Source organism: Labrenzia sp. THAF187b, assembly GCF_009363375.1.
GTDB classification, from domain to species: domain Bacteria; phylum Pseudomonadota; class Alphaproteobacteria; order Rhizobiales; family Stappiaceae; genus Roseibium; species Roseibium algicola.
The window spans coordinates 3,780,164-3,801,188 of record NZ_CP045344.1; the positions used below are offsets into that span (position 1 = coordinate 3,780,164).

Annotated in this window: 19 protein-coding genes; 7 read left to right on the top strand and 12 right to left on the bottom strand. The window is 59.7% G+C overall.

Translation table 11 applies throughout. From position 1 onward, the window contains the following. Window positions 1–35 precede the first annotated feature (35 nt). Window positions 36–779, top strand: coding sequence for a transporter substrate-binding domain-containing protein (locus FIV03_RS17350; protein ID WP_152510430.1), 744 nt, complete (start codon window positions 36–38; stop codon window positions 777–779). A 47-nt stretch (window positions 780–826) separates the two neighbouring features. Next, window positions 827–1,519, top strand: a complete 693-nt coding sequence (locus FIV03_RS17355) for a transporter substrate-binding domain-containing protein (protein WP_152510431.1) — start codon at window positions 827–829, stop codon at window positions 1,517–1,519. Between the two features lie 23 nt (window positions 1,520–1,542). On the opposite strand, the gene FIV03_RS17360 is transcribed toward FIV03_RS17355, so the two are convergent. Further along, window positions 1,543–3,327, bottom strand: coding sequence for an SPFH domain-containing protein (locus tag FIV03_RS17360; protein ID WP_152510432.1), 1,785 nt, complete (start codon window positions 3,325–3,327; stop codon window positions 1,543–1,545). Window positions 3,328–3,506: 179 nt separating this feature from the next. Here FIV03_RS17360 and FIV03_RS17365 point away from each other — a divergent pair, with 179 nt between their 5' ends. Both FIV03_RS17365 and FIV03_RS17370 read left to right on the top strand, forming a co-directional pair. Next, window positions 3,507–4,685: an aminotransferase gene (locus FIV03_RS17365; RefSeq protein ID WP_152510433.1), complete on the top strand. Its 1,179-nt coding sequence runs from the start codon at window positions 3,507–3,509 to the stop codon at window positions 4,683–4,685. A gap of 35 nt (window positions 4,686–4,720) precedes the next feature. Beyond that, window positions 4,721–5,749 carry an asparaginase gene (locus tag FIV03_RS17370; protein ID WP_152510434.1) on the top strand — a complete coding sequence of 343 codons (1,029 nt, stop codon included), beginning with the start codon at window positions 4,721–4,723 and terminating at the stop codon, window positions 5,747–5,749. A 115-nt stretch (window positions 5,750–5,864) separates the two neighbouring features. Here FIV03_RS17370 and FIV03_RS17375 read toward each other — a convergent pair whose 3' ends face one another. Continuing rightward, complete coding sequence (locus FIV03_RS17375; RefSeq protein ID WP_209009690.1) at window positions 5,865–6,281, bottom strand: GNAT family N-acetyltransferase; 417 nt, start codon at window positions 6,279–6,281, stop codon at window positions 5,865–5,867. 45 nt (window positions 6,282–6,326) lie between these two features. Between FIV03_RS17375 and FIV03_RS17380 the strand changes: the two genes are divergently transcribed. Beyond that, window positions 6,327–7,127, top strand: coding sequence for an arginine deiminase-related protein (locus tag FIV03_RS17380; RefSeq protein WP_023000954.1), 801 nt, complete (start codon window positions 6,327–6,329; stop codon window positions 7,125–7,127). Window positions 7,128–7,370: 243 nt separating this feature from the next. Here FIV03_RS17380 and FIV03_RS17385 read toward each other — a convergent pair whose 3' ends face one another. Together FIV03_RS17385 and FIV03_RS17390 are read right to left on the bottom strand one after the other, a co-directional pair. After that, window positions 7,371–8,741: a TIGR03808 family TAT-translocated repetitive protein gene (locus FIV03_RS17385; protein WP_209009691.1), complete on the bottom strand. Its 1,371-nt coding sequence runs from the start codon at window positions 8,739–8,741 to the stop codon at window positions 7,371–7,373. 199 nt (window positions 8,742–8,940) lie between these two features. Further along, the gene (locus tag FIV03_RS17390) at window positions 8,941–9,414 is read right to left on the bottom strand and encodes a YHS domain-containing (seleno)protein (RefSeq protein ID WP_023000956.1); all 474 of its coding nucleotides are present in this window, start codon (window positions 9,412–9,414) and stop codon (window positions 8,941–8,943) included. A gap of 203 nt (window positions 9,415–9,617) precedes the next feature. Between FIV03_RS17390 and FIV03_RS17395 the strand changes: the two genes are divergently transcribed. Next, window positions 9,618–10,196, top strand: a complete 579-nt coding sequence (locus FIV03_RS17395; RefSeq protein ID WP_152510435.1) for a TetR/AcrR family transcriptional regulator — start codon at window positions 9,618–9,620, stop codon at window positions 10,194–10,196. 236 nt (window positions 10,197–10,432) lie between these two features. On the opposite strand, the gene FIV03_RS17400 is transcribed toward FIV03_RS17395, so the two are convergent. Together FIV03_RS17400 and meaB are read right to left on the bottom strand one after the other, a co-directional pair. Further along, on the bottom strand, window positions 10,433–11,044 hold the full coding sequence (locus tag FIV03_RS17400) for a peptidase C15 (RefSeq protein ID WP_152510436.1): 612 nt from the start codon (window positions 11,042–11,044) through the stop codon (window positions 10,433–10,435). Then, entirely contained in the window at window positions 11,041–12,039 is a 999-nt protein-coding gene (meaB, locus tag FIV03_RS17405) for a methylmalonyl Co-A mutase-associated GTPase MeaB (RefSeq protein ID WP_152510437.1), read from the bottom strand. Before meaB ends, FIV03_RS17400 begins: the two co-directional genes overlap by 4 nt. Window positions 12,040–12,215: 176 nt before the next feature. Between meaB and FIV03_RS17410 the strand changes: the two genes are divergently transcribed. Further along, on the top strand, window positions 12,216–13,253 hold the full coding sequence (locus tag FIV03_RS17410) for a phytanoyl-CoA dioxygenase family protein (protein ID WP_152510438.1): 1,038 nt from the start codon (window positions 12,216–12,218) through the stop codon (window positions 13,251–13,253). A 220-nt stretch (window positions 13,254–13,473) separates the two neighbouring features. Here the strand turns inward: FIV03_RS17410 and FIV03_RS17415 are convergent, their stop codons facing one another. From FIV03_RS17415 to FIV03_RS17440, 6 genes are all read right to left on the bottom strand, one after another. Then, window positions 13,474–14,064, bottom strand: coding sequence for a DUF1131 family protein (locus FIV03_RS17415; RefSeq protein WP_023000961.1), 591 nt, complete (start codon window positions 14,062–14,064; stop codon window positions 13,474–13,476). Between the two features lie 164 nt (window positions 14,065–14,228). Next, window positions 14,229–14,810 carry a TIGR00730 family Rossman fold protein gene (locus FIV03_RS17420; protein WP_152510439.1) on the bottom strand — a complete coding sequence of 194 codons (582 nt, stop codon included), beginning with the start codon at window positions 14,808–14,810 and terminating at the stop codon, window positions 14,229–14,231. Window positions 14,811–14,913: 103 nt separating this feature from the next. Beyond that, on the bottom strand, window positions 14,914–16,302 hold the full coding sequence (locus FIV03_RS17425; RefSeq protein WP_152510440.1) for a dipeptidase: 1,389 nt from the start codon (window positions 16,300–16,302) through the stop codon (window positions 14,914–14,916). 149 nt (window positions 16,303–16,451) lie between these two features. Further along, on the bottom strand, window positions 16,452–18,344 hold the full coding sequence (locus FIV03_RS17430; protein ID WP_209009692.1) for a mechanosensitive ion channel family protein: 1,893 nt from the start codon (window positions 18,342–18,344) through the stop codon (window positions 16,452–16,454). Window positions 18,345–18,479: 135 nt separating this feature from the next. Continuing rightward, window positions 18,480–19,427 (bottom strand): cation transporter, encoded by a 948-nt coding sequence (locus tag FIV03_RS17435; protein ID WP_152510442.1) that lies wholly within the window; start codon window positions 19,425–19,427, stop codon window positions 18,480–18,482. A gap of 8 nt (window positions 19,428–19,435) precedes the next feature. Next, on the bottom strand, window positions 19,436–20,995 hold the full coding sequence (locus tag FIV03_RS17440) for a helicase HerA-like domain-containing protein (protein ID WP_152510443.1): 1,560 nt from the start codon (window positions 20,993–20,995) through the stop codon (window positions 19,436–19,438). Between the last annotated feature and the right edge of the window lie 30 nt (window positions 20,996–21,025).

Here is a 21,025-nt window from a genome sequence, read left to right on the forward strand (position 1 = left end):
CGAAATTGTCGTGCAGGCAGCTTAAGGAGGGCGGAATGCATCGGCTCATTTTTTGCGCCATGCTGAGCGTTCTTCTTCTGATGTCCGGCGCCCGGGCACAGGACGTTCTCAAGCTGTCCGGTTTCGAAGCCCCCAACCTGACCCCCGTCGCCGAGAGTATTCTAAGTCAGGCCTATGGGGAGATAGGCATCCGCATCCAAACGGTTATCACCAGCCCTCGCAGGGCACTGCTGGATGCAGCTTCCGGCAAGACCGACGGTGAACTGGTGCGGATCAGAACCATAGAAGCCGATCATCGCAGCCTGTTGCGTGTCGATGTTCCGATTATCCTGGCTCGGACCTTCGCCTATACGAACAAGCCTCAGCTTCGCGGCAAGTCCTTCAAGCAGCTCCGGCACTTGCGGGTCGGCCATGTAGCGGGCGCACGGTTCGCCGCTGAACTGGCAGAGGGGTTTGCCGAGGTATGGACCGCAGATACGCCCGAACAATTGTTCGAGATGCTCCAGCGGGACCGGATCGACCTTGTCATTGCCGGGGAGGGCACGGGGCGGCGCATCATCCGCGACCGCAAGCTGGTGGGTGTCTTCCCGTTGCGACCGTCTTTGCAGGAGGTCGCATTCTATCATTATCTGCATGAAAAACATGCTGATCTGGTGCCCAGGATCGAAGCAGTTCTGAAAAGAATGCTGGCGGTGCCGGTGGGTGAGGAAACCGACGGTGTCGGTGAGACGACACCGGAGAAAGATGGACACGTTCTGCACAAGACCGGCTTGAGCTGAAGGTTTTACGCAGGCTGCACGGCCGACGAGACGCTGCGAGGAACACTATGTGCACGAAGAGGCTCATCTGCTTGCTGGCCGGGTTACTGCTGGCTACTGCCGCTTCCGCAAGCGAGAGAATTGTGCTGTCCGGGTTTGAGGCTCCCGGTTTGACCCCGGTGGCGGTCGGTTATCTGCAGAAAGCCTATTCGAGCCTTGGGATCGAACTGGAGATTGTCGAAAACACGCCAAGCAGGGCACTGGTGGAATCCACCTCCGGCAAAACCGATGGCGAAGTGATCCGGATCGGCTCTGTGGGTGACCGTTATCCCACCCTCGTCAGGGTGGATGTGCCGCTGCTTTCTGTTGTGGCCTATGGCTACACCAACCGCGCAGACCTGAAGGACAGATCCCTGGAGGATCTTAAATCCCTGCGGGCAGGGCATGTGCGCGGGGCTGTCTTTGGCGAAATGGCGGCTAGCGGATTTGCAGAAGTCTGGTCGGCTGAAGAACCGGAGCAGCTGTTTCTCATGCTGAAACAGAAGCGGCTTGATCTGGTTTTCGTCCGCGAGTTGAGGGCGAAGGAGATGATAGAGAGGTTCGGTCTTGAGGATGCTTTTTCCCTCCCGTCCAGCCGCAAGGAATATGCCTTCTATCATTACCTTCACGAGCGGCACCGGGATCTGGTGCCACAAGTGGAGGAGGCCTTGCGCGCCGTCCTGAGTGACGAGCACAAGGATACCGGGGATGGCCCGAGCTAGGCGGGCCAATCCGCTGATCCGGACTACTGCCCGCCGGATGTACGGCTAGTTGCCGGTTGCTGGGCCTGTCCCAGGCTTGCACCGAGAAGGGCGGCCGCACCGGCAAAGCCGCTGTCTCCACCGACAACTGTATTGGGAACAAGCTTGCCGACGAGGCCGACCAGCTCCGGTTTGCGTTCCAGCGAGGTCAGCAGTTTCTCCAGCGCCTGCAGCAGAGCTACGCGGTCCTGGCCGAGAACGTCGACCTGCGCTCTCTGTCCTCGGGCAAGTTCCTCCAGATACTGGCGCTCGGCACGGCCGAGGGCCGCGCGTTCCTGTTCGCGCTGATTGGCCACCTGCACGGCTATCTGGGCTTCCACGAGACGGGGCTGTTCGTCCGCCGTGGAGCGTGCCTGTTCCGTTTCGATGCGTTTTTGCTGTGCATCCGTTTCACGTTCGTAGGCGGTGGAAAGCTGATCGGCCAGTTGCACGCGCAGGCGGGAGACCAGCAGTTCCGGCGGGATGGCCGGTTCGCCCAGACGGATCTCGCGGATGTCGACGCCGGCCTTGTTGCCTTCGATCTTGATCTGCTGCTCGATGGTCTGTTCCAGGGCATCGCGGTTTTCGATGAGATCGAGAACCTTTGTCGGGCGCACGGTGTAGGTCGCAGGCTGCACCGGCGTTCCGTCGGCATTCTTGTCCTGCACGCGGATCGAGGCACCGGCGACGTTCCTCACGATCGAGCGGATGGCCGGTGTCAGGATGCGGTTTTCAATCTCCTCCAGTCCGCCGACGGAGCCGACGACCACGGGTGCATTGTCAGGATCGACCTGAACGAGGGCGCGCAGTTCCAGGGGAATGTCCCAGCCTTCCACCTTGACGTAGACCGCCCGGTCGGCAGCGTCGCTGGGGATCTCTTCCTGAACGGAGCGTTCGTTCTGCTGGATATTGCCCTGTTGATCTACCGAGAGATCGATGATGCGTTTTACGTAGCCGCCCTTGTATTCCCAGGTCTGGACGCGGGTATCGACCAGCGTGACTTCATAGGCCTGCCGATTGAGGTAATAGGCCCCGGGGAAGAGCGGGTCTTTCCAGATGCCGACGCAGCCCCTGGGCACCAGGGGAACGGTAAGCGCCTCGCGGGAAACAGAGGAGGCAGAGACTTCTTCCTCGATGCAATTGATGCCGGGCTGACTGACATTGGACTTGACCACACCCACGTGCCCGGCGGGGATGATCGTCGCGTTGGTATTCTCATCGAGGCGAATGTCGAAGAGATACCGGTTCAGACGGTATTGCCCGGGCTTCAGCACCGTTTCCTGAGGGCCGCGCAGACCGCCCTTCGTCAGGAAGCTGTCGGCCTTCAGCATGTCGCCGACATCTGCATCTGCAATTGCCGGTGCCATGAACATGCCGGAGGGCATGGCGTCGCCGTCGAGTGCGGTCAGCTGGCCATAATAGCCTTCGGGAATGGTGACGACGTCCCATTCCTCGAAATCGTAGAGCACCCGGACAAGCGGAATGAAATGAAAGCCGGGCCCGAGGATCTGGGCCTGCGGGCCTTTTTCGCCGTCCAGGGCAATGATGCGGCCCTCAGGCAACTCCTCGAACGCATAGATCCTCTTCAGGTGACCAACACTGTTGGCATCCACCAAGATGAAGGAAGAGGACAGGAGCATGAAGCCGCCGATCAGCACCAGAATGACGCCCATGAACCGGCTCGAAAAAATTTGAACCAGCCTGTGACCGCCGGCTGGAACTCCGGCTCGTCGAAGAATGATGCTGGCTCCCAGAAGGATCGCCACAATTCCAATAATAACGCCGAGCATCACGTTTCCTCCGCCAAGGTTCCGATGCGGAACCTATCTGACTGCGGGTCATGGACTGAGTCAACGACACTCATGTGACACGTGGTGGTCGAACTGCGCCTGTGCCTCGATCAAATGAAAAAGCTCGACGGCAAACGCGGGTAGGATTAGAACCGGCGAAAAGACGCTCGGGAGGAACCATGAAGCCGACCAATCCGGTCTTCACCGGCATTGCCACCACCGTGTTCGAGACCATGTCGCGCTTGGCTATGGCGCATGGGGCCGTGAACCTCGGACAAGGGTTTCCAGATGTCGACGGGCCGGTGGATATCCGGCAGGCGGCGGCTGATGCGTTATTGCAGGGGCCGAACCAATATCCGCCCATGCTTGGCATACCGGACCTTCGCCAGGCCGTTGCCGAGGCCAATCGCCGTTTCTACGGTCTCGAGGTCGATCCGCAAACCGAAGTGATGGTGACTTCCGGTGCGACCGAGGCATTGGCGGATTGCATTTTCGCGTTGGTCTCGCCGGGTGACGAGGTCGTGCTGATCGAACCGCTCTACGATTGCTACCTGCCGCTGGTGAAGCAGGCCGGCGGCATTCCCGTGCGCGTCCGGGTGACCCCGCCCAACTGGTCGCTGGATGCTGAAGCTCTCAAGACAGCCTTCTCCGACAAGACCAAGGCAGTTCTCATCAACAACCCGATGAACCCGACGGCCAAGGTGTTTTCAGACGAAGAGCTTGAGTTGGTCGCCTCTCTCTGCCGCCAGCATGATGCCTATGCGATCTGTGACGAAGTCTACGAGCACCTCGTCTTTGACGGTCATCGGCACACACCGCTGATGGCGCTGGACGGCATGCGCGAGCGCACGGTGCGGATCGGCTCTGCGGGCAAGACCTTCTCGCTCACCGGCTGGAAGGTCGGCTATGTCACCGGGCCTGCCGCGCTGATGGATCCGATTGCCAAGGCGCACCAGTGGGTGACCTTCACGACACCGCCACATCTGCAAAAGGCTGTTGCCTATGGCCTGCGTAAGGACGACAGCTACTACGATGGCCTGTCGCAAGACCTTGCCACAAAGCGCGACCGCATGGCGGCAGGCCTTGCCGCCCTCGGCTTTTCCGTTCTGCCTTGCAATGCAACCTACTTCCTGACTTGCGGGTTCGAGGGGCTGGGGCTTGGACGGACCGACGTCGAGGCGTGTGAAACCCTGGTCACAGCCGCCGGCGTTGCGGCAGTTCCCGTGTCTGCCTTCTATGGATCGGATGCGCCTGAAGGCTACATTCGCTTCTGCTTCTGCAAGCAGGATGCCGTGATCGACGAAGCGCTCGCCCGTCTTTCCGCATTTTTGACTGCGGCCCGGGCCGAATCCGCTTAGCCTGATAGTGTGAAACCTTGGAAATGAGAAACTTCATGGACAATCCGGCTCTGGTCGACGTCACCCGCGGCACCGTGATCGAAAGCCTGCATCGGGGCAGCATTGCGATCGTCGATAGCGCCGGAAAGCTGGTTTTCGGTATCGGCAACGTGGAAGCCCGGGTGTTTCCGCGCTCCGCCATCAAGGCACTTCAGGCATTGCCCCTGGTTGAATCGGGAGCGGCGGAAGCGCTCGACTATTCAGATGCCGAACTGGCACTTGCCTGTGCGTCCCATAACGGCGAGGAAGTTCACGCAAATTCGGCAAGGGTCATGCTGATGAAGGCAGGCCTTGCCGAAGACAATCTCGAGTGCGGCCCGCAATGGCCCCAGCGGATGGAAGATGCAGCCAAACTTATCCTGGCTGATGAATCGCCCTGCGGCCTGCACAACAACTGCTCAGGCAAACATGCCGGTTTCCTTGGCCTGGCCAAGGTGATGGGTGTCGAGACACGCGGCTATGTAAACGCGGAACACCCTGTGCAACGTGAAGTTCGCAACGTGATGGAGCAGATGACCGGCGACACTCTGTCCGAGGATGTCTGCGGAACAGACGGCTGTTCAATCCCGACCTACGCTTCACCATTGCGCAGCTTCGCGCGCGCCTTTGCCGCCTTCGGAACCGGTGAGGGGATGGAGCCGCTTCGGGCAGAGGCTGCGGAACGGCTGTTTGATGCGTGCATCAACGAACCTTACATGGTTGCCGGGACAGGCCGTTTCTGCACCAGGGTGATGGAAGCTTTCCGTGGCCGAGTGTTCGTCAAGACCGGAGCCGAAGGTGTCTTCTGCGCTTCCATTCCCGAGCTTGGTTTCGGTGTCGCGCTGAAATGCGACGACGGAGCAACCCGGGCGTCCGAAGTGATGATGGCAACCGTTCTGGAAGCGATGCTGGAGCTGAACGATGATGAGGCAGCTCTGCTTGACGGACTGGTGAACCCGCCGATCCTGACCCGGGTCGGTATCCAGGCCGGACACATCAAGCCGCGCGAAGAGTTCCTGACCGAGTTGAAAGCAGCGCTGCCTTAACAAGCCGGCGCACTCTCAGGCTTCATTCCTGGCTCTCACTTGTTTCCTTCTAGTTTCAGATGCCGCTTTTTCGGCTCTTGAGGCAGAGGCGTGTGACGAGCGCTTATGATCTGGCTCAAAGATCTTTTTTCATCAGCACCTTGTTGCCGGTTCTTTCCATTTCACTCCAACCCAGGTGTGCGTAAAGAGCAACGTTCTCAGGCATGGCGAAATGGGTTGCCAGATGTATCTCGGTGGCTCCGCTCTCACTGGCAAGGACCTCGACGGCTTCCATCAACAGACGCCCGATGCCCATGCCCCTGATATCCGGATCGACGGCTATGTTCATGAGATGAGCACTTTGGCTGTGGAGACCCAGGATTGCGCAGCCGACGATACGGCCATCCGTTTCAGCGACGAAGACCTGGTTTTGCTCGATGTCTTCCTTCAGGCCGGAGGAGACGTCCGGCAGGTCCGGCAAGGTTGATTTTACCGGTGCATAGGCCCTGTCGATGCATGTTTTCAGGGCCGGGACATCTTGCAATTTTGCCATGCGGATGGCTGGTTGAGCGCTTGGTTCTGTCACAGGAGTTGTCTCATGGCACATCGTCCCGATTTGTCTTTCCGTTTCACCCACGCGATCACGCGCACGCCCGCCGACAGCGTGGCCGACGGCATCCGGGCAGTGGACACGGGCAACCCGAGTGGCGAAAAATTCAGGGCAGAACATGAGCGTTATGTCTCGGCCTTGCAAGAAGCCGGCTTGACGGTTGACGTTCTGCCGCAGCTTGAAACCTACCCGGACAGTTGTTTTGTCGAGGATCCTGCCTTCTGCCTGCCTGAAGGCGCCATCCAGCTTCGGCCGGGCACGGCCAGCCGTGAAGGCGAAGGCGCGGAGATCCGTGCGGCGCTGGAAAGCCGGTTCGGCAAGGTTGTCGATCTGCCGGGGAACGGTCATGTCGACGGCGGCGACGTCCTGATGCTCGACGACGTCATCCTGATCGGCCTGTCCGCCCGCACCGACCGGGAGGGCGCCGATGCCTTTGCCGGATTGCTGGGCGAGTGGGGCTACAAGGCCGAAGTCTGCGAGACGCCCGATGGCGTGCTGCATTTCAAGACGGCCTGTTCCACACTTGGCGATGGCGTCATCCTGGCGACCAAGGTCATGGCAGACAGCGGCTTTTTCGGTGACCGGGAAATTGTGGTCGTTCCCGAAGGGGAAGACTACGCCGCCAATGTGATCCGTGTGAATGATGTCGTGATGGTGCCGGAAGGCTATCCGAAGACATTGGCAGCCATCGAGGCGGCCGGTTTCACGACCGTCGTCCTGCCGACCCACGAAGCCCGCAAGGTCGATGGCGGCCTGTCGTGCCTGTCACTGCGGTTTGCGCTGGATTGATCTCTCTGGAGCTTTGCAGTTCTTAAACCTGTTCGTCTCGACCCTGGGAATGCGCGGAAGTGCGTTCTAGGGATGAGTTTGCCGAGAAGCATCAGGTTTTCGAACTCCTTGATCATGCCATGGCTCACCATGGAAACCACGCCGTTCCGTTTCCGCTCGTAGGGTTTTTATCTGAGGCATGGAGAAAGCAGTCTACACTTTGTCTCAGAGGATGAGCGCGTTTGTGCCGGGCGGTCGGGTCAGTCAGGCCGCTATCTGGTTGCCGTGAACGGTGAGATTGTCGAATTCCGAAACATTGTTCAATTCACCGGTCGCTTTTTCGAGCCAGCGGTAGCCGTTGATCGCGCCCTGTTGCGAGCCCTGGACGATGTTGTTGGTGATGACGGCAGCGCCCGCGCCATCAACCACGGTTACGGCAATACCGGTGCCGCAGTCCCGAACAACGTTCTGGGAGGCTGCGATGTTGCGCATATAGGGGCCCCAACCGAGCATCAGACCGAATTTCGGTGCGCCCTCAACCACATTGCCGGTCAATGTCGTATCCGCTTCAACGGCGATGCCGATGCCGAAGCCGGCCACTTCCGGCGGGTAGGGGCCTTCCTTCTTGATGTTGCGGATCAGATTGCCGGAGCAGACCGCCATACGGCCGCCATCCATGAAGTTGGCGATGGATATGCCGATCGTGCCGCCATCAACGATATTGTTGGCAATGACCGCTCCCTGGAAACCGAATTCGGAATAAATCGCCGTTTCTCCGGAGCGCAGGCAGGAATTACCGATGATCTGGACGTTGGAACCTGCATTGGAGCGGATTGCGGAGAAGGCGCAATCCGCCACGCGGTTGTTGGAAACCATGACGCCATGAGCGCGGAAAACATTGATGCCGTTGCCGAACTGGCCGGTGCCGCCGTAGCGGGCGCCGATACGTTCCACCCGGTTGCCGGAAACGATGGTTCCGTCTTCGCCTTCGCGCCAGCGGTGCACCCAGATGCCGCCGTTGGCGCAGTCGGTTATCGTGTTGCCGGTGATGGCAAGGCCGTTGGCCTCGTTCGAGCGCAGTCCCGCTTCCGCGGCACCGGAGATCCGGCAATTTTCGACCCGGCCTGAACAACGGTCCAGCAACAGTCCCATCTTGGAAGAACCGGTGATCTCGCAATTGTCCAGCGTGACGTTCTTGACGTTGATGAAATGCAGCAGGCCCTCGGTGAAATCGCCGATCGATCGATTGGCGCCATCGAAGGAAATCCCGGTCAGGCCGACATTGGCGACATTCTCGGCACGGATCAGCTGACCACCGCCGCCCTGGTAGACGAGCCGTGTTCTGCCGGGAACGCCGACAATCAATGTGCCGGAGGGAAGACGCAGATTGGCGACCGGATAGGTGCCGGCAGGCAGGAACAGCGCGCGGCCACGCTCAACGGCACGGTTGACGGCATTCTGGAATTGAGCGGTCTGGTCATCTGCCGCGTTGGGCAGAAGACCAAGATCTTCGGAATCGATAGAACCGCGCAGGTCGGCAACCTTCATCTGGGCCGTGGCGACTGTCCCGGAAAGACACAATGCTGTCCCGGCAAGAAACGCGCGTCGGTTCAGTTTTGAAAGATTACGTGTCATCGATCCGGCCAATTGCTTTCCGACGTCCCGGATTGGGATCCGCCTCAAGTGTCTGTGGCTGAAATCGCAAGAGCCGTGCCGGATTGGCATTTTCGAGACCGTACGCTGTAACCGGCGGAAAAAAAGAGACCGGCCAGGCACATGGCCTGGCCGGTCAGGTAACCGGTCTACAGGGGCAGAAGAGACCGGTCAGAGGCGATTAGAGGCTGCTCGGGTCAACGCTTTCCAGACCAACCCAGTTTTCGTCAGCCTTGGAAATGAAGCCCGGTACGTCCTTGTTCCAACGTTCCTGGATCGACGGTGCGAGGTTCAGGTAAAGCTTGTTGTCAACGATCTTCCACAGGTCCGGGTCACCATCGACCTTCACGCCCATGGCAGCACCGAAGGCGCAGAAACCGCCGTATTGCGGAAGATATTTTTCCGGGTTCTGCTTGAAGAGATCGCGGTTCTCTTCAGACGCGAAACGGTAGGTGGCGCCGTTGTGAACTTCGGTAATGGCAATGTCGCCGTCCTGCGGAGCGCCATTGACGAAATAGGAAACCGGATCGACACCGCGCAGGGCCAGGCCGGTGATGGTGGCGTTGACGTCAAAACCGGCACCGAAAGCGCTGGAGACAAGCCCGGTGACAACGACCAGGGCGGCAACTGAGCCGCGAATGAGGTTTGCAAACATCTGGAGACACTCCCAAGGGGTTGAATTGGTCCGGCAAAGACGTGTTCAAGTGATCTTGAAATAGGAACCGATTGGTTCCTAATCGGTCGCACTTGACCAACCCTGCCGGTGGTTCCTAAATAGAGTTAGGAACCGAATGGTACAAAACACAAGCGCGTGACATACGGTTGAGTTTTTTGTGAAGTGGCTTGACGGGAGATCGCATGGCAAGACCTCGGGAATTCGACGCTGATGAGGCATTGGAAAAAGCCATGGAGCTGTTCTGGGATGTTGGCTATGACGAAGCCTCGCTGTCCGAACTGCTCGATGCCATGGCCATTACCAAGGGTTCTTTCTACAAGGCGTTCCAGGACAAGCAGTCGGTCTATCTGGCGGCACTCGACAGGTACAACGATCAGGTTGTCAGCAACACGGTCGCTTTTCTTGGTGACCCTTCGGAAGGGGCAGGACGGGACCGGATACTTGCCCTGTTCGGCCGCATTGCCGACCTCGCCCAGAAAGATGGAGACAGGCTCGGTTGCTTTCTGTGCAATGCCCTGGTCGACAAGGCGGGGGGCGCAGAGGCAGAGGCAAGGCTGCAGGCGATGACAAGGCGTCTGGAAAACGGTTTTTACCGCGCGCTTCAGGACGATGGGCTTGAGGGCGCAGAAGCTCGCGGCACCGCGCGCGGCGTACTGACAGCCTATTTCGGCTTGCGGGTTCTCGGCCGGGCGGGTTTGTCCGCCGACATGGCGGCCGACTGCATCCGCCAGGTCGAGAGACTGCTTGGCCGTGTGCATTGAGACAGGGGCAGGAGCAAGTGGTTTATTGAGGCTCGGGGACTTTGAAGCCGCGAAATACTGAATTCCCGATAACCCAGTACCACCTCAACCCGAGGAAGCACGAAGTGCTGTCTCGAAGGATGGGCGACACATTCGGGAGCAAGCGGCCCATCCTTCGAGACGGGCTTTCAGCCCTCCTCAGCATGAGGGAGATGGGTTGAGGGGAAAGTCTTCAGGAGAGTGTCCCGAGCCTCGCCCTATCGCAGGCGCCTTGCCAGTTCCCGCAGAATGCGGACCGCGGCTTCCTCGATGACAGGGTAGGTCGGTCTCGTGTCGCGCGGACCTTTCGGCAAAGCCGGAACGTGAACGAAGATGCTGGCAATGCCCGAGCCGATGGAATCCCACAAGGTGGCATTGCAGAGATAGGTTCCGGCGTTGGTGGAAAGCTGTGCGGGCGCACCTGCGGCAAGCGCAGCATCGCGCAGGGCCCTGGCAGGCAGGGTTGAGCTTCGCGCGCGCTCTTGAGAGATTGCCAGTTCCGGCTTGACCGGTGCTTTGCCCAATGCATCCGGACGCACGCGTACGGCCTTGTTGACGGCTCTTGTTTCAATATTGATCGTTCGCCGGGTCCCGTCGACGCCGAAGTGCACGATGGCGTCCGGCGAAAGGGTGGTGCGGAGCCGGTCTGTGACATCTTCACGCCCTGCCCAGGTTGTCGGCAGGACATGGAAGACGAAGTCGACACCTGACTGATGCGCGCCCATGCGTTTGGCGAGCCGTCTCATGAGGCGCTCCGTCGGATTGACGGGTGCCCCCGGGAACGGTGAAAAACCGGTCACCAGAACGGTCTTGCGTCCTGAAGTGTTCATTCGCCAAGCCCCATCAAGGTCGCTAATTCGTCTACCGCGAGCGAGACAGCGGTCTTGCCGCCGCGCACTTCCTCTTCCAGGGATTTGAGGCGGTCGGCGGTTCGCGTGTTCGATGTCAGGGCTTCCATCATGCGCTGCTGAAGCATGTCCCACATCCAGGCGACTTGTTGTCCGCTGCGTTTTTGATGCCATTCACCGCTGGCCTGCATGCGCTCGCGAAACACCGTGATCTGCTCCCACAGGTGATCCAGCCCTTCGTTGGCGAGGCCAGACACCGTGATGACAGGCGGTGTCCATGTGGGCGACTTGGGAGCAAGAATATGCAGCGCTGCGCGATAGTCCGAGGCAGCGGTACGGGCACGGGTAGCGCCGTCGCCGTCGGCCTTGTTGACGGCGATCATGTCGGCGATCTCAAGAACGCCCTTCTTGATGCCCTGAAGCTCGTCACCGGCGCCAGGCAGCATCAGGACCAGGAAGAAGTCGACCATGTCGGCAACCGTGGTTTCCGATTGCCCGATGCCGACGGTTTCAACCAGGATCACGTCGTACCCGGCGGCCTCGCACAACAGCATGGTCTCGCGCGTCTTCGCGGCAACCCCGCCAAGCGTGCCGGCGGAAGGCGAAGGGCGGATGAAGGCCTTCGGATCCACCGCAAGCTGGGCCATTCGTGTCTTGTCACCCAGGATCGACCCACCGGTACGGGTGGATGACGGATCGACCGCCAGAACGGCGACCTTGTGCCCGGCGGCAGTCAGGTTGGATCCCAGCGTGTCGATAGTCGTGGACTTGCCGACACCTGGCACGCCGGTGATGCCGACCCTGAGGGCCTTGCCTGTGAGAGGCAGCAGTTCCTGGATCAGATGCTGGGCAAGGCGGCGATGCTCGTGCTTGCGCGATTCCACGAGCGTGATGGCGCGGGCAAGCGCAGCGCGCTGTCCGGCTTTCAGACCGTCCGCCAGCTTCGCGGGGTCGAGATTTCGTGCCGTTGTCATCATGCCTCAAGGTGTTAGCGCAGGATTCGGCAAAGGTCACTGCCGCCAAAGGGTGAAGACGCTTTCGCGATGGGTTCTGACGGCGCAAAACAGCGCCGAAATGGATGGAAACATTGAAACCCGCAGGCAAAAACGTGTTAGATACACGCCACTTCGATGAAATTCATTTTTGGTGCTGCATGACACCCTTGTCCTATCTGAAAGCCCCGTTCTGGGTTCTGGGTCTCGCCGGAACCGACAAGTCTCCGCGCAAGAATCCGCTTCTGGGAAGCGAGAGGCTGAATACCTGGGGCCTGCACAAGAAAAGAGTGCAGCTTGCTGCCGATCTTGCAGCCCGCAGACGCGCGAAGCTGGCCCATCTGGTTGAACGGGACCAGCAGGCTTTCTTCGATGAGAACGGCTATTTCCTGGTCAAGAACTTCCTGCCGGAAGAAACTTTCCGCCAGCTCAAGGAAGAAGTGTTCAACCAGCCGTTCGAATCGCGGGAGATGCGCCAGGGGCAGGCGGTGACGCGGATGACATTGCTGCCGCCGGAGGTGTTGCGCAAAAACGCTGCGTTGGCTCAGGCGGTGCGTGATCCGCGTGCGATCAACATGATCCGCTATGCCGCCTCGCAGGGTGGACAGCCTCTCAATTTCATTCAGACGGTCCTGGTAGAACCGTTGAAGGTGAAGAAAAAAGATCCGCAGTCCGATGCTCACGCCGATACGTTCCACGCGACGTCCAAGGCCTGGCTGTTCCTGCAGGACGTCGGTGAGGACGACGGGCCCTTCTTCTTCGTGCCGGGTTCACACAAACTCACGAAGGAGCGGCTGGAATGGGAGTATGAATGCTCCCTGAGCGCAGCCAAGGACCTGAGGTCCCACCATGCCAGCGGGTCTTTCCGGATCAAGGCGGATGAGCTTGCCTCCCTTGGCCTGCCGCAACCCAAGAAGATGGCGGTGCCGGAAAACACGTTGATCGTGGCCGATACCTTTGCCTTTCACGGCCGTACGCCGTCCGACAAACCGACAGTCCGTTCGGAAATCCACTGGCACATGCGCCGCAATCCGTTCCTGCCGTGGACCGGCGGCGACCTCAAATCCATGCCGGGTTTGAAGGATCGCGGCATGCCGGTTTTGATGGATCTTGCGGATGTGGCTGAAAAGACGCTGAAGCAGCGCAACGTGTGGCGCAAGGTGGGCGAAGTCATGGTGCGCTCGCAGCCGCACGTGTGAGGGCTGAGGTGTCTTCTGATTTCTTCGTTTCAAAGATCCGATAGTCAATTGTTCCCATCAAACCTCATCCTGAGGAGGACCATCAGGTCCGTCTCGAAGGATGCGACACTTGCTCAAGAGTGTGCCGCCCATCCTTCGAGACAGCGCTTTCGCGCTTCCTCAGGATGAGGGGGAAATTGGGGGTGTTCTGTCGGAATGAACCTGGCCGGCCGCGTAACCGTCAGCTCTTCGGTGTCCAGAGAATCCGCTGGAGCTGTGCATCGAACAGGTCGTTTTCGGCCGGAAGGCGGTCGAACGGGCCGTCGTAGCCCGGGATCGCGTAGACCAGTTCCACATTCGGATGACCATCGGAATGGCAGATCGCCATGCCACGCCACAGGTTCTGGCCGACGCGGCAGTCGGCGCGTGAGGAGCCGATTTCGGAAAAGGTCATGCCGATCCGTTCGCCGTTCGGGCCCTGCAGGTGGTGTGTCACACCGTGGACGGTGCGGACCTTGCCGTTCTGACCCTTGAACACCTGCAGCACCTGAAAGCCGTCACTGTTGAAAGCTGCAAGCGCCCACTCGGTGGAGTTTTCGTTGGCGGTTTGAATGCCTTCGGTGGTGAAGCCGGGCAGGGCTGCCTCAATGGCTTTCTGGCCGTATTGGGTTTCACCGGTAATGCCGCCGACATGATCTTCAGCGATTTGCACCAGCGTGATGTTGGATGTCCGCACCAGGCGCCCGGATGTGCCGTCCAGATCCGCCGTCGGTGCGCAGGCCGCTCCCGTAAGTGCGAAAAGGCAGGCAAAACCGATAGCAGTTAGACGCATGATGATACTCGGGCTGATTGGGCTGCGCCGAATTGCGCAGAAGCGATACGGGATTTACCAAGTAACGTCTTGTTTGCAAAGAGAGCGATGCCCCCTGTGGACAGTTCCCGAAGCTTGCAGGCAACTGCCGCAGGGGCATCAAGGCTTGCGTTTCAGCGTACTGGTCAGGTCTCGTCCCGATTGATCCATTTGGGTGCGGAAGGGGGCGTATAGTTTTCGAACTGGCGGATCATATCCAGCGGAGAACTGGCGATCTGCGCCATGTCGCGCATCACCTCTTTGGTGAAACCCTGGTCTGTCTGGTGATCGAGGAAGGCGATCAGGTGATCGTAATAGCCTTCGGCATTGAGGAAACCGCAGGGCTTCTTGTGATAACCGAGCTGGCCCCAGGTCCAGACTTCGAAAATTTCTTCGAGCGTACCAACGCCGCCCGGAAGGGCTATGAAGGCGTCGGACAAGTCTGCCATCATCGCCTTGCGCTCATGCATGGAATCCACGAGATGCAGTTCGCTCAATCCTTCGTGGCCGATTTCCTTGTCCTGAAGAGATCGCGGCAGCACACCGATCACCTTGCCGCCGGCTTCAAGTGCCGCGTCGGCAACGGTGCCCATCAGGCCGACCTTGGCGCCGCCATAGACAAGCGTGTAGCCCTCTTCGGCGATGACGCGTCCCGTTTCGCGCGCAATATCCGCATATGCCTCGAGAGCGCCGTAGCTGGAGCCACAAAAGACGCAAATGGATTTCATGTCTGTTCTCCGGTCGCTGAGGTGGCAGGCTCTGCCCTCAGGCATGTTGATCGTGTTCGATCCATGACACGCGGGCCCGTGGGCCCGCGTGTCATCTTCAAGGTCAGTCTTTGGCCAACTCGTCCAGAACCCGGGCCCAGGAACGGATGCCCTTGTGGAAGCTGGTCAGGTTGTATTTTTCGTTCGGCGAATGGATCTGGTCATCTTCCAGACCAAAGCCGATCATCAGGGAATCCATACCCAGCATGCGCTTGAAATCACCCACGATCGGGATCGAACCGCCCATGCCGGTCAGCGCAGCATCCTTGCCCCATTCCGCCTTGAGGGCTGTCTTGCCCTTTTCCAGCGCAGGCATCGCAAAGTCGAGCCTGAGGGCAGGGCTGCCTTCCTTGGCAATGAAATCCACCGTGCAGTCTGCCGGGATCTTCGAGCGCACGTAGGCGCGGAAAGCTTCCTGGACCTTGTCCGGGTCCTGATCGCCGACAAGGCGGAAGGTGAACTTGGCATGTGCTTCGGCCGGGATCACCGTCTTGGAACCGGCACCCTGGTAACCGCCCCACATTCCGTTCACTTCAACGGTCGGGCGGGTCCAGAGGTGTTCAAGCGGCATGCGGTCCTTTTCACCGCGCGGATATTTCAGGCCGACATCTCCGAGGAATTCCTCGACCGAGAAACCGAGTTCGTCCCACATCTTGGTGACTTCTTCCGGCATGTCGATGACGCCGTCGTAGAAGCCGGGCAGGGTCACCTTGCCGTTTTCATCGTGCAGGCCGGCAATGATCGAGGCGACGATGTGGTTCGGGTTTTGAGCCGAGCCACCATAGGAGCCGGAATGCAGGTCGCGGCTGGCTGCCTTGACGATGATCTCGTCGCCGACCATGCCGCGCAGCATGATGGAAATAGCCGGTGTTTCAGCGTCCCACATGCCGGTGTCGCACACGAGCGCGAGATCGCAGGACAGTTCGTCCTTGTTGGCTTCCAGGAACGGATGAAGCGACGGAGAACCAGACTCTTCCTCACCTTCGAACAGGATCGACACGTCGATCGGCAGGTCGCCGGTTTCTTCGAGATAGGCGCGGGCCGCTTCGACGAAGGTCATCAGCTGGCCCTTGTCGTCGGCGGAACCGCGAGCAACGATGATCTTGCTGCCGTCCGGCTTTGTCTCGATGGCCGGGTCGAACGGGTCGCGCTTCCACAGGTTCAGCGGATCGACCGGCTGAACGTCGTAGTGGCCGTAGAAAAGGACATGCGGTCCCGGCTTGCCGGACTTGCGATGACCGACAACCATCGGATGGCCGGTCGTGTCGCGTACCGATGCCTCAATGCCGATGTCGTTCAGTTCTCTTGCCAGCCATTCAGCTGCCTCACGGCACGGAGCCTTGAACGCAGGGTCGGTGGAAATGCTCTTGATCTTGAGGAGGTCGAACAGTCGGTCGAGGCTGTTGTCGAGATTGGCATCGATGCGCGCCAAGACCTTGTCGATGGAACTCATGACGGATCCTTGAATTTTTGAACAGATAGGAGCAGGCCCGATGGACTCGGGCAATGTGAGAAGGCCCTAACAGGCCATATCGGCGCGCGTTGCGCAATTGCTTATTCAGGAAGCAGAAGACGGCCGGCAAAGCGCCGGCCGCCGATCCATCAGGCGGCCTGGATCTCTTTCTCGCCGGTGGCAGGTGCTGCGTCACCGGCCGTCTGTTCGTCCTGCAGACCCTTGTCTTGCGACAGATAGACGGTCGAGGAAGGATAGGCGATTTCAGATCCGTTGGCCTCGACGATCTCCCTTATGCCGAAGAGCAGCTCTTCCTGGATTTCCTGAAACGCTGCGACCGTAGCCGCCTGCACATAGGCATAGACGTCGACCGTGACAGCGTAGTCGTCTAAACCGATCAGACGCACGCGAAGGGGATCTTCGATTACCTTTTCGTGGGCGAGGAGATAGTCGTGGATCGCTGCCAGAACGCGCTTCAGCGATGCCGGGCTCGTCTCATACCGCAGTTTGAGCTTGTGTCGGAAGTGAAACTGGTCGCGGTAGCTGTAGTTGATGATCTTTCGTTTGGCGAGATCGGCATTGGCAACGGTGATGAGTGTTCTGTCGAGCGCCCTGATACGGGTTGAACGGATGCCGATGGATTCCACGGTGCCCGCCAGATCGTCGAACTGGCAGAACTCGCCGACACGCACCATCCGGTCAGCATAAAGAATGATACCGCCGATCAGGTTTTCAATTGTCGGCTGGGCGGCAAGGGCAATTGCAAGACCACCCACGCCGAGACCTGCGATGACGCCGTAGATCGGAATACCGATCTGGGTTGCGCCATACCCGAGCACGATCAGCGCGATGGCAAGGGAGAAGACTCGGAAGCCGGTGCGCAGAAGGCTGACGTCTAGTCCGTCTCTTGCAGCCCCGGCACTGCTGGAAAACCAGACGTAGAACAGCTGCAGAAGCTGATAGACCATCCAGGCAGTCGCCGACCAGATGATGGCCGTCATCGACGTGCCGACTGCCACCAAAGGCATGCCTGTGATGTTGATCTGGTCTTCGCACACATAGCGGAAGAGACTTGCGGCAAGGATCACCACAACCGGATTGAGGATCGCGTGGACGATGCGGGTTCCTTCGTTCACGGAGACCGCACGCCACCTGCGCCAGCGGACGTAATATCCGAACACGACCGCGTAGAGAACGAGAAGTCCGCCAAGCGCCAGCCATTGCCAAAATGCCTGGTCGGCAAAATGATACTGGAGCAGGTCTGGCCCTGCTTCAATGACGTCATACCAGAGCGGTGCAATCAGGTTGCCGGGTGTGTAGATGTAGTATTCAAAGAGGTCTTCTCCGCGGTCCGCGGTGATGGGCAGAACCCGTACAACTGCATAGTCTTCGGGAATGCGCTCGACGGAGGATCTGGAAAACAGGTACTGCCCGCGCAGTTCCCCTTCATCCTGACGCAGCAGGTTGATGCTGGTGCCGGGAATGGTCCAATGGTCAGGCAATTCCGCCGTGTTGCCGGGCTTTCGCGAACTGCCTGCAGGCGAGCCGGGAATGTCTTCGAAAAGCGGCGCCGGGATCCTGTCCAGGATCTCCTGAAGCTGCAGTGCAATCTCGACGCTGGCATTTTCCCGGGAAGTCACGGGAATGCCGCTGAGGTCGAAAGTCTGCGCGGCTTTTGAAAGAAGCGCACGTACCAGAACCAGTTTTTCCTCTTCGCTGTCCGACAGGAACAACCGGTTGCTGTCATCATAAGTGTCCCGCACCGACATCCAGAGCGTGTTCACTTCGTTCATGATGTAGACGAAGCTTTCCAGTGTCGCACGCGGACTGGACGTGTCGGGTGGAGAAATCGGGTTGTCGCGCAGGTACTCCCGGGCGCGTGCCACCCGATTTTGATCCAGTGATCCTGCCCGTTCTTCCGTACTGGTGGGAGCAGTGCCGGGCTCCTGTGCACGGGCTATCGGCGCTCCGGCCAGGAGAACAGCAATCAGGGACAGCAGGAAAAGCAATTGCAGAGCCGAACCGAAGCGGCGCTGCTGCAAGCACTCAGCTTTGTATTGCGGTTGTGGCCGGTTTACTCGGTAACGCATGTTGCCCCGTCTGCCGTTGTTTCAATTGCAGCCTTAACGGGAAGGGGTAACTATCCTGTTACTCAGGGGAAAAACGGGGGTGGCGCATCACTCCTGAACCGGATTGGTGTAATCGCTTGCGGTGAGGACAATTTCCACCCTTGCAGGCCCGATGACATCTTCCAGCCGGGCGGAGAGAATGTCGCGGAACGCGTCTATGTCTTCGGCACGAACGGGTTTTTCAGGATCGAGATAGACCGCCACCCAATGCATGCGCCCTGCCTGAAGGACAGCTGCCCGATGCAGGCGATAGCCTTTTTCGCGGGCAAGGTCGCGGGCTGCCCGGGCGACCTTGGCATAGGTGCTGCTGGGGGCACTGACGCCGGCAAGGTCTGCCAGCGTCGTGCGGAAGGTCGAAAGCGGCTGCCAGATGATCGCCAGGATCAACACCAGAACGATGACCGCATCGCCGATCGGGACAAATGGTCCGAGAACCGTATCTTCCAGATAGGGCAGCGACAGAAGGGCTGCGCCCGATCCGACGCTGAGCGCGCCGTCGATGAGAGCGGCGCGGGCTTCGGTCTTCAGGATGGCGCTGCGCTTGCCGGTTTTCCGGTAGGCACGGTGAAAGTTGAATGCAAGGCCCAGGCAGATGCTGACGATGACGACTGCGTAGACCGCGATCGGACCAAACACCAGTTCCGGGACAACGCCTCCGGAAAAGAAGGTCCAGATTTTCGAGATGGAGACAAAGGCTGCGAAGACCAGCACGCCAATGAGGATGAGGCTCCGGAAGGTGACATAGAGCACCTCGTCGAAATCGTGTCCCCAGGGTCTGGAGCGTGTCGGTGGCAGGCCTACCCTTGCCCCGATTCGAGCGGCCGCAATGGCGGAGATGAAATTGACGGCCGAATACAGCCCGTCCACCAGCATGGCGTCGGACCGGGATGCCCAGGCGGTCACAAGGCCGGCAGCGGCCATGAACAGGTTGGCCCATTTGCCGATGACAAGCGCCTTGCGCTCGGTCTCCAGATTTTGGGCCGCGGTTGCCGGCATCGCTTTGTCTAGTTGCCTCTTTTCAACGAACCGAGCAGGCCCCGAACCAGCGCACGGCCGAGCGAGGAGCCGAGACTTCTGGCTGCGGACTTGAGCCCGGCTTCCAGGGCCGTGTCACGCTGGCCACGGCGGTTGCTGCGCCGTTCCCGGCTTTCCTGACGCGGCCTGTCATCGCGTCCGAAGTCGGGCAACTGGAAACCGGATCGCGAGCGCCGTGGCTCGCCATGTTTCCTGGCGTAGCTGTCTTCCTTTTCCTGGCGCCGCTGTTCCTGTCTCTGCGCTTCTTGCGCGCGTCCCATCAGGACTTCGTATGCCGACGTCCGGTCGCGGGTGCGCTCGTAAGTGCCAAAGACGGGGCTGGACTGGATCAAGGCCCGCCGTTCGGCCTGGGTGACGGGACCGAGCCGGGAGCAGGGTGGACGGATCAGCGTGCGCTGAACAACGGAGGGAATGCCTTTGCCTTCCAGGGTCGAGACCAGTGCTTCGCCGACACCGAGTTCCGTGATGACCCGTTCGGTGTTGAGATCCGGGTTGGGACGGAACGTTTCCGCAGCGGCCCTGACAGCCTTCTGGTCGCGCGGCGTGAAGGCGCGCAGGGCGTGCTGAATGCGGTTGCCGAGCTGGGAAAGCACGGTCTCCGGTACGTCCAGCGGGTTCTGGGTAACAAAATAGACGCCGACACCCTTGGAACGTATCAGCCGGACTACCTGTTCCACCTTCTCGATAAGTGCCTTGGGAGCATCGGAAAACAGAAGGTGGGCTTCGTCGAAGAAGAACACCAGCTTCGGCTTTTCCGGATCACCGACTTCGGGCAGTTCCTCAAAGAGTTCCGACAGCATCCAGAGCAGGAAGACGCCATAGAGCCGGGGAGCGGACATGAGCTTGTCGGCGGCGAGGATGTTGACGACGCCCCGGCCGTCCGGCGCGGTGCGGATGAAGTCACGAATGTCGAGGGCCGGTTCGCCGAAGAAATTTTCACCACCCTGGCGCTCCAGCACCAGGAGCCTGCGCTGAATGGCCCCGACGGACGCCTTGGAAACGTTGCCGTAGATCGTGGAAAGCTCGGAGGCACGTTCTGCCACGTGGGCAAGCATTGCCCTGAGGTCTTTCAGATCCAGCAGCAGCAGGCCTTCATCGTCGGCCAGTTCGAACAGGACGTTCAGTACACCTTCCTGCGTATCGTTGAGTTCCAGCAGTCGGGCAAGGAGCAGGGGCCCGATCTCGGAAACGGTGGTGCGGATCGGATGGCCTTGTTCGCCGAGCAGGTCCCAGAACACCGCGGGGAAGGCTTCATAGGTGTACTCGTCGGCGATCCCGACATCGCTGGCGCGTTTTTCAAGAAAGTCCTTGGAAACGCCCGCGGTTGCAAGTCCGGACAGGTCGCCTTTGATATCGGCGCAGAACACGGGAACACCGGCCTTGGAAAAGCCTTCGGCAAGGATCTGCAGTGAGACGGTCTTGCCGGTGCCTGTTGCTCCGGCAATCAAGCCATGGCGGTTTGCGAGCTTGAGCGTGAGGGTTTCTTCCCTGGTGCTGGCACCGATGAAAATACTGTCTTTTACCGTCACGATTACCCCCGAATCCCTGCATCTTACCGC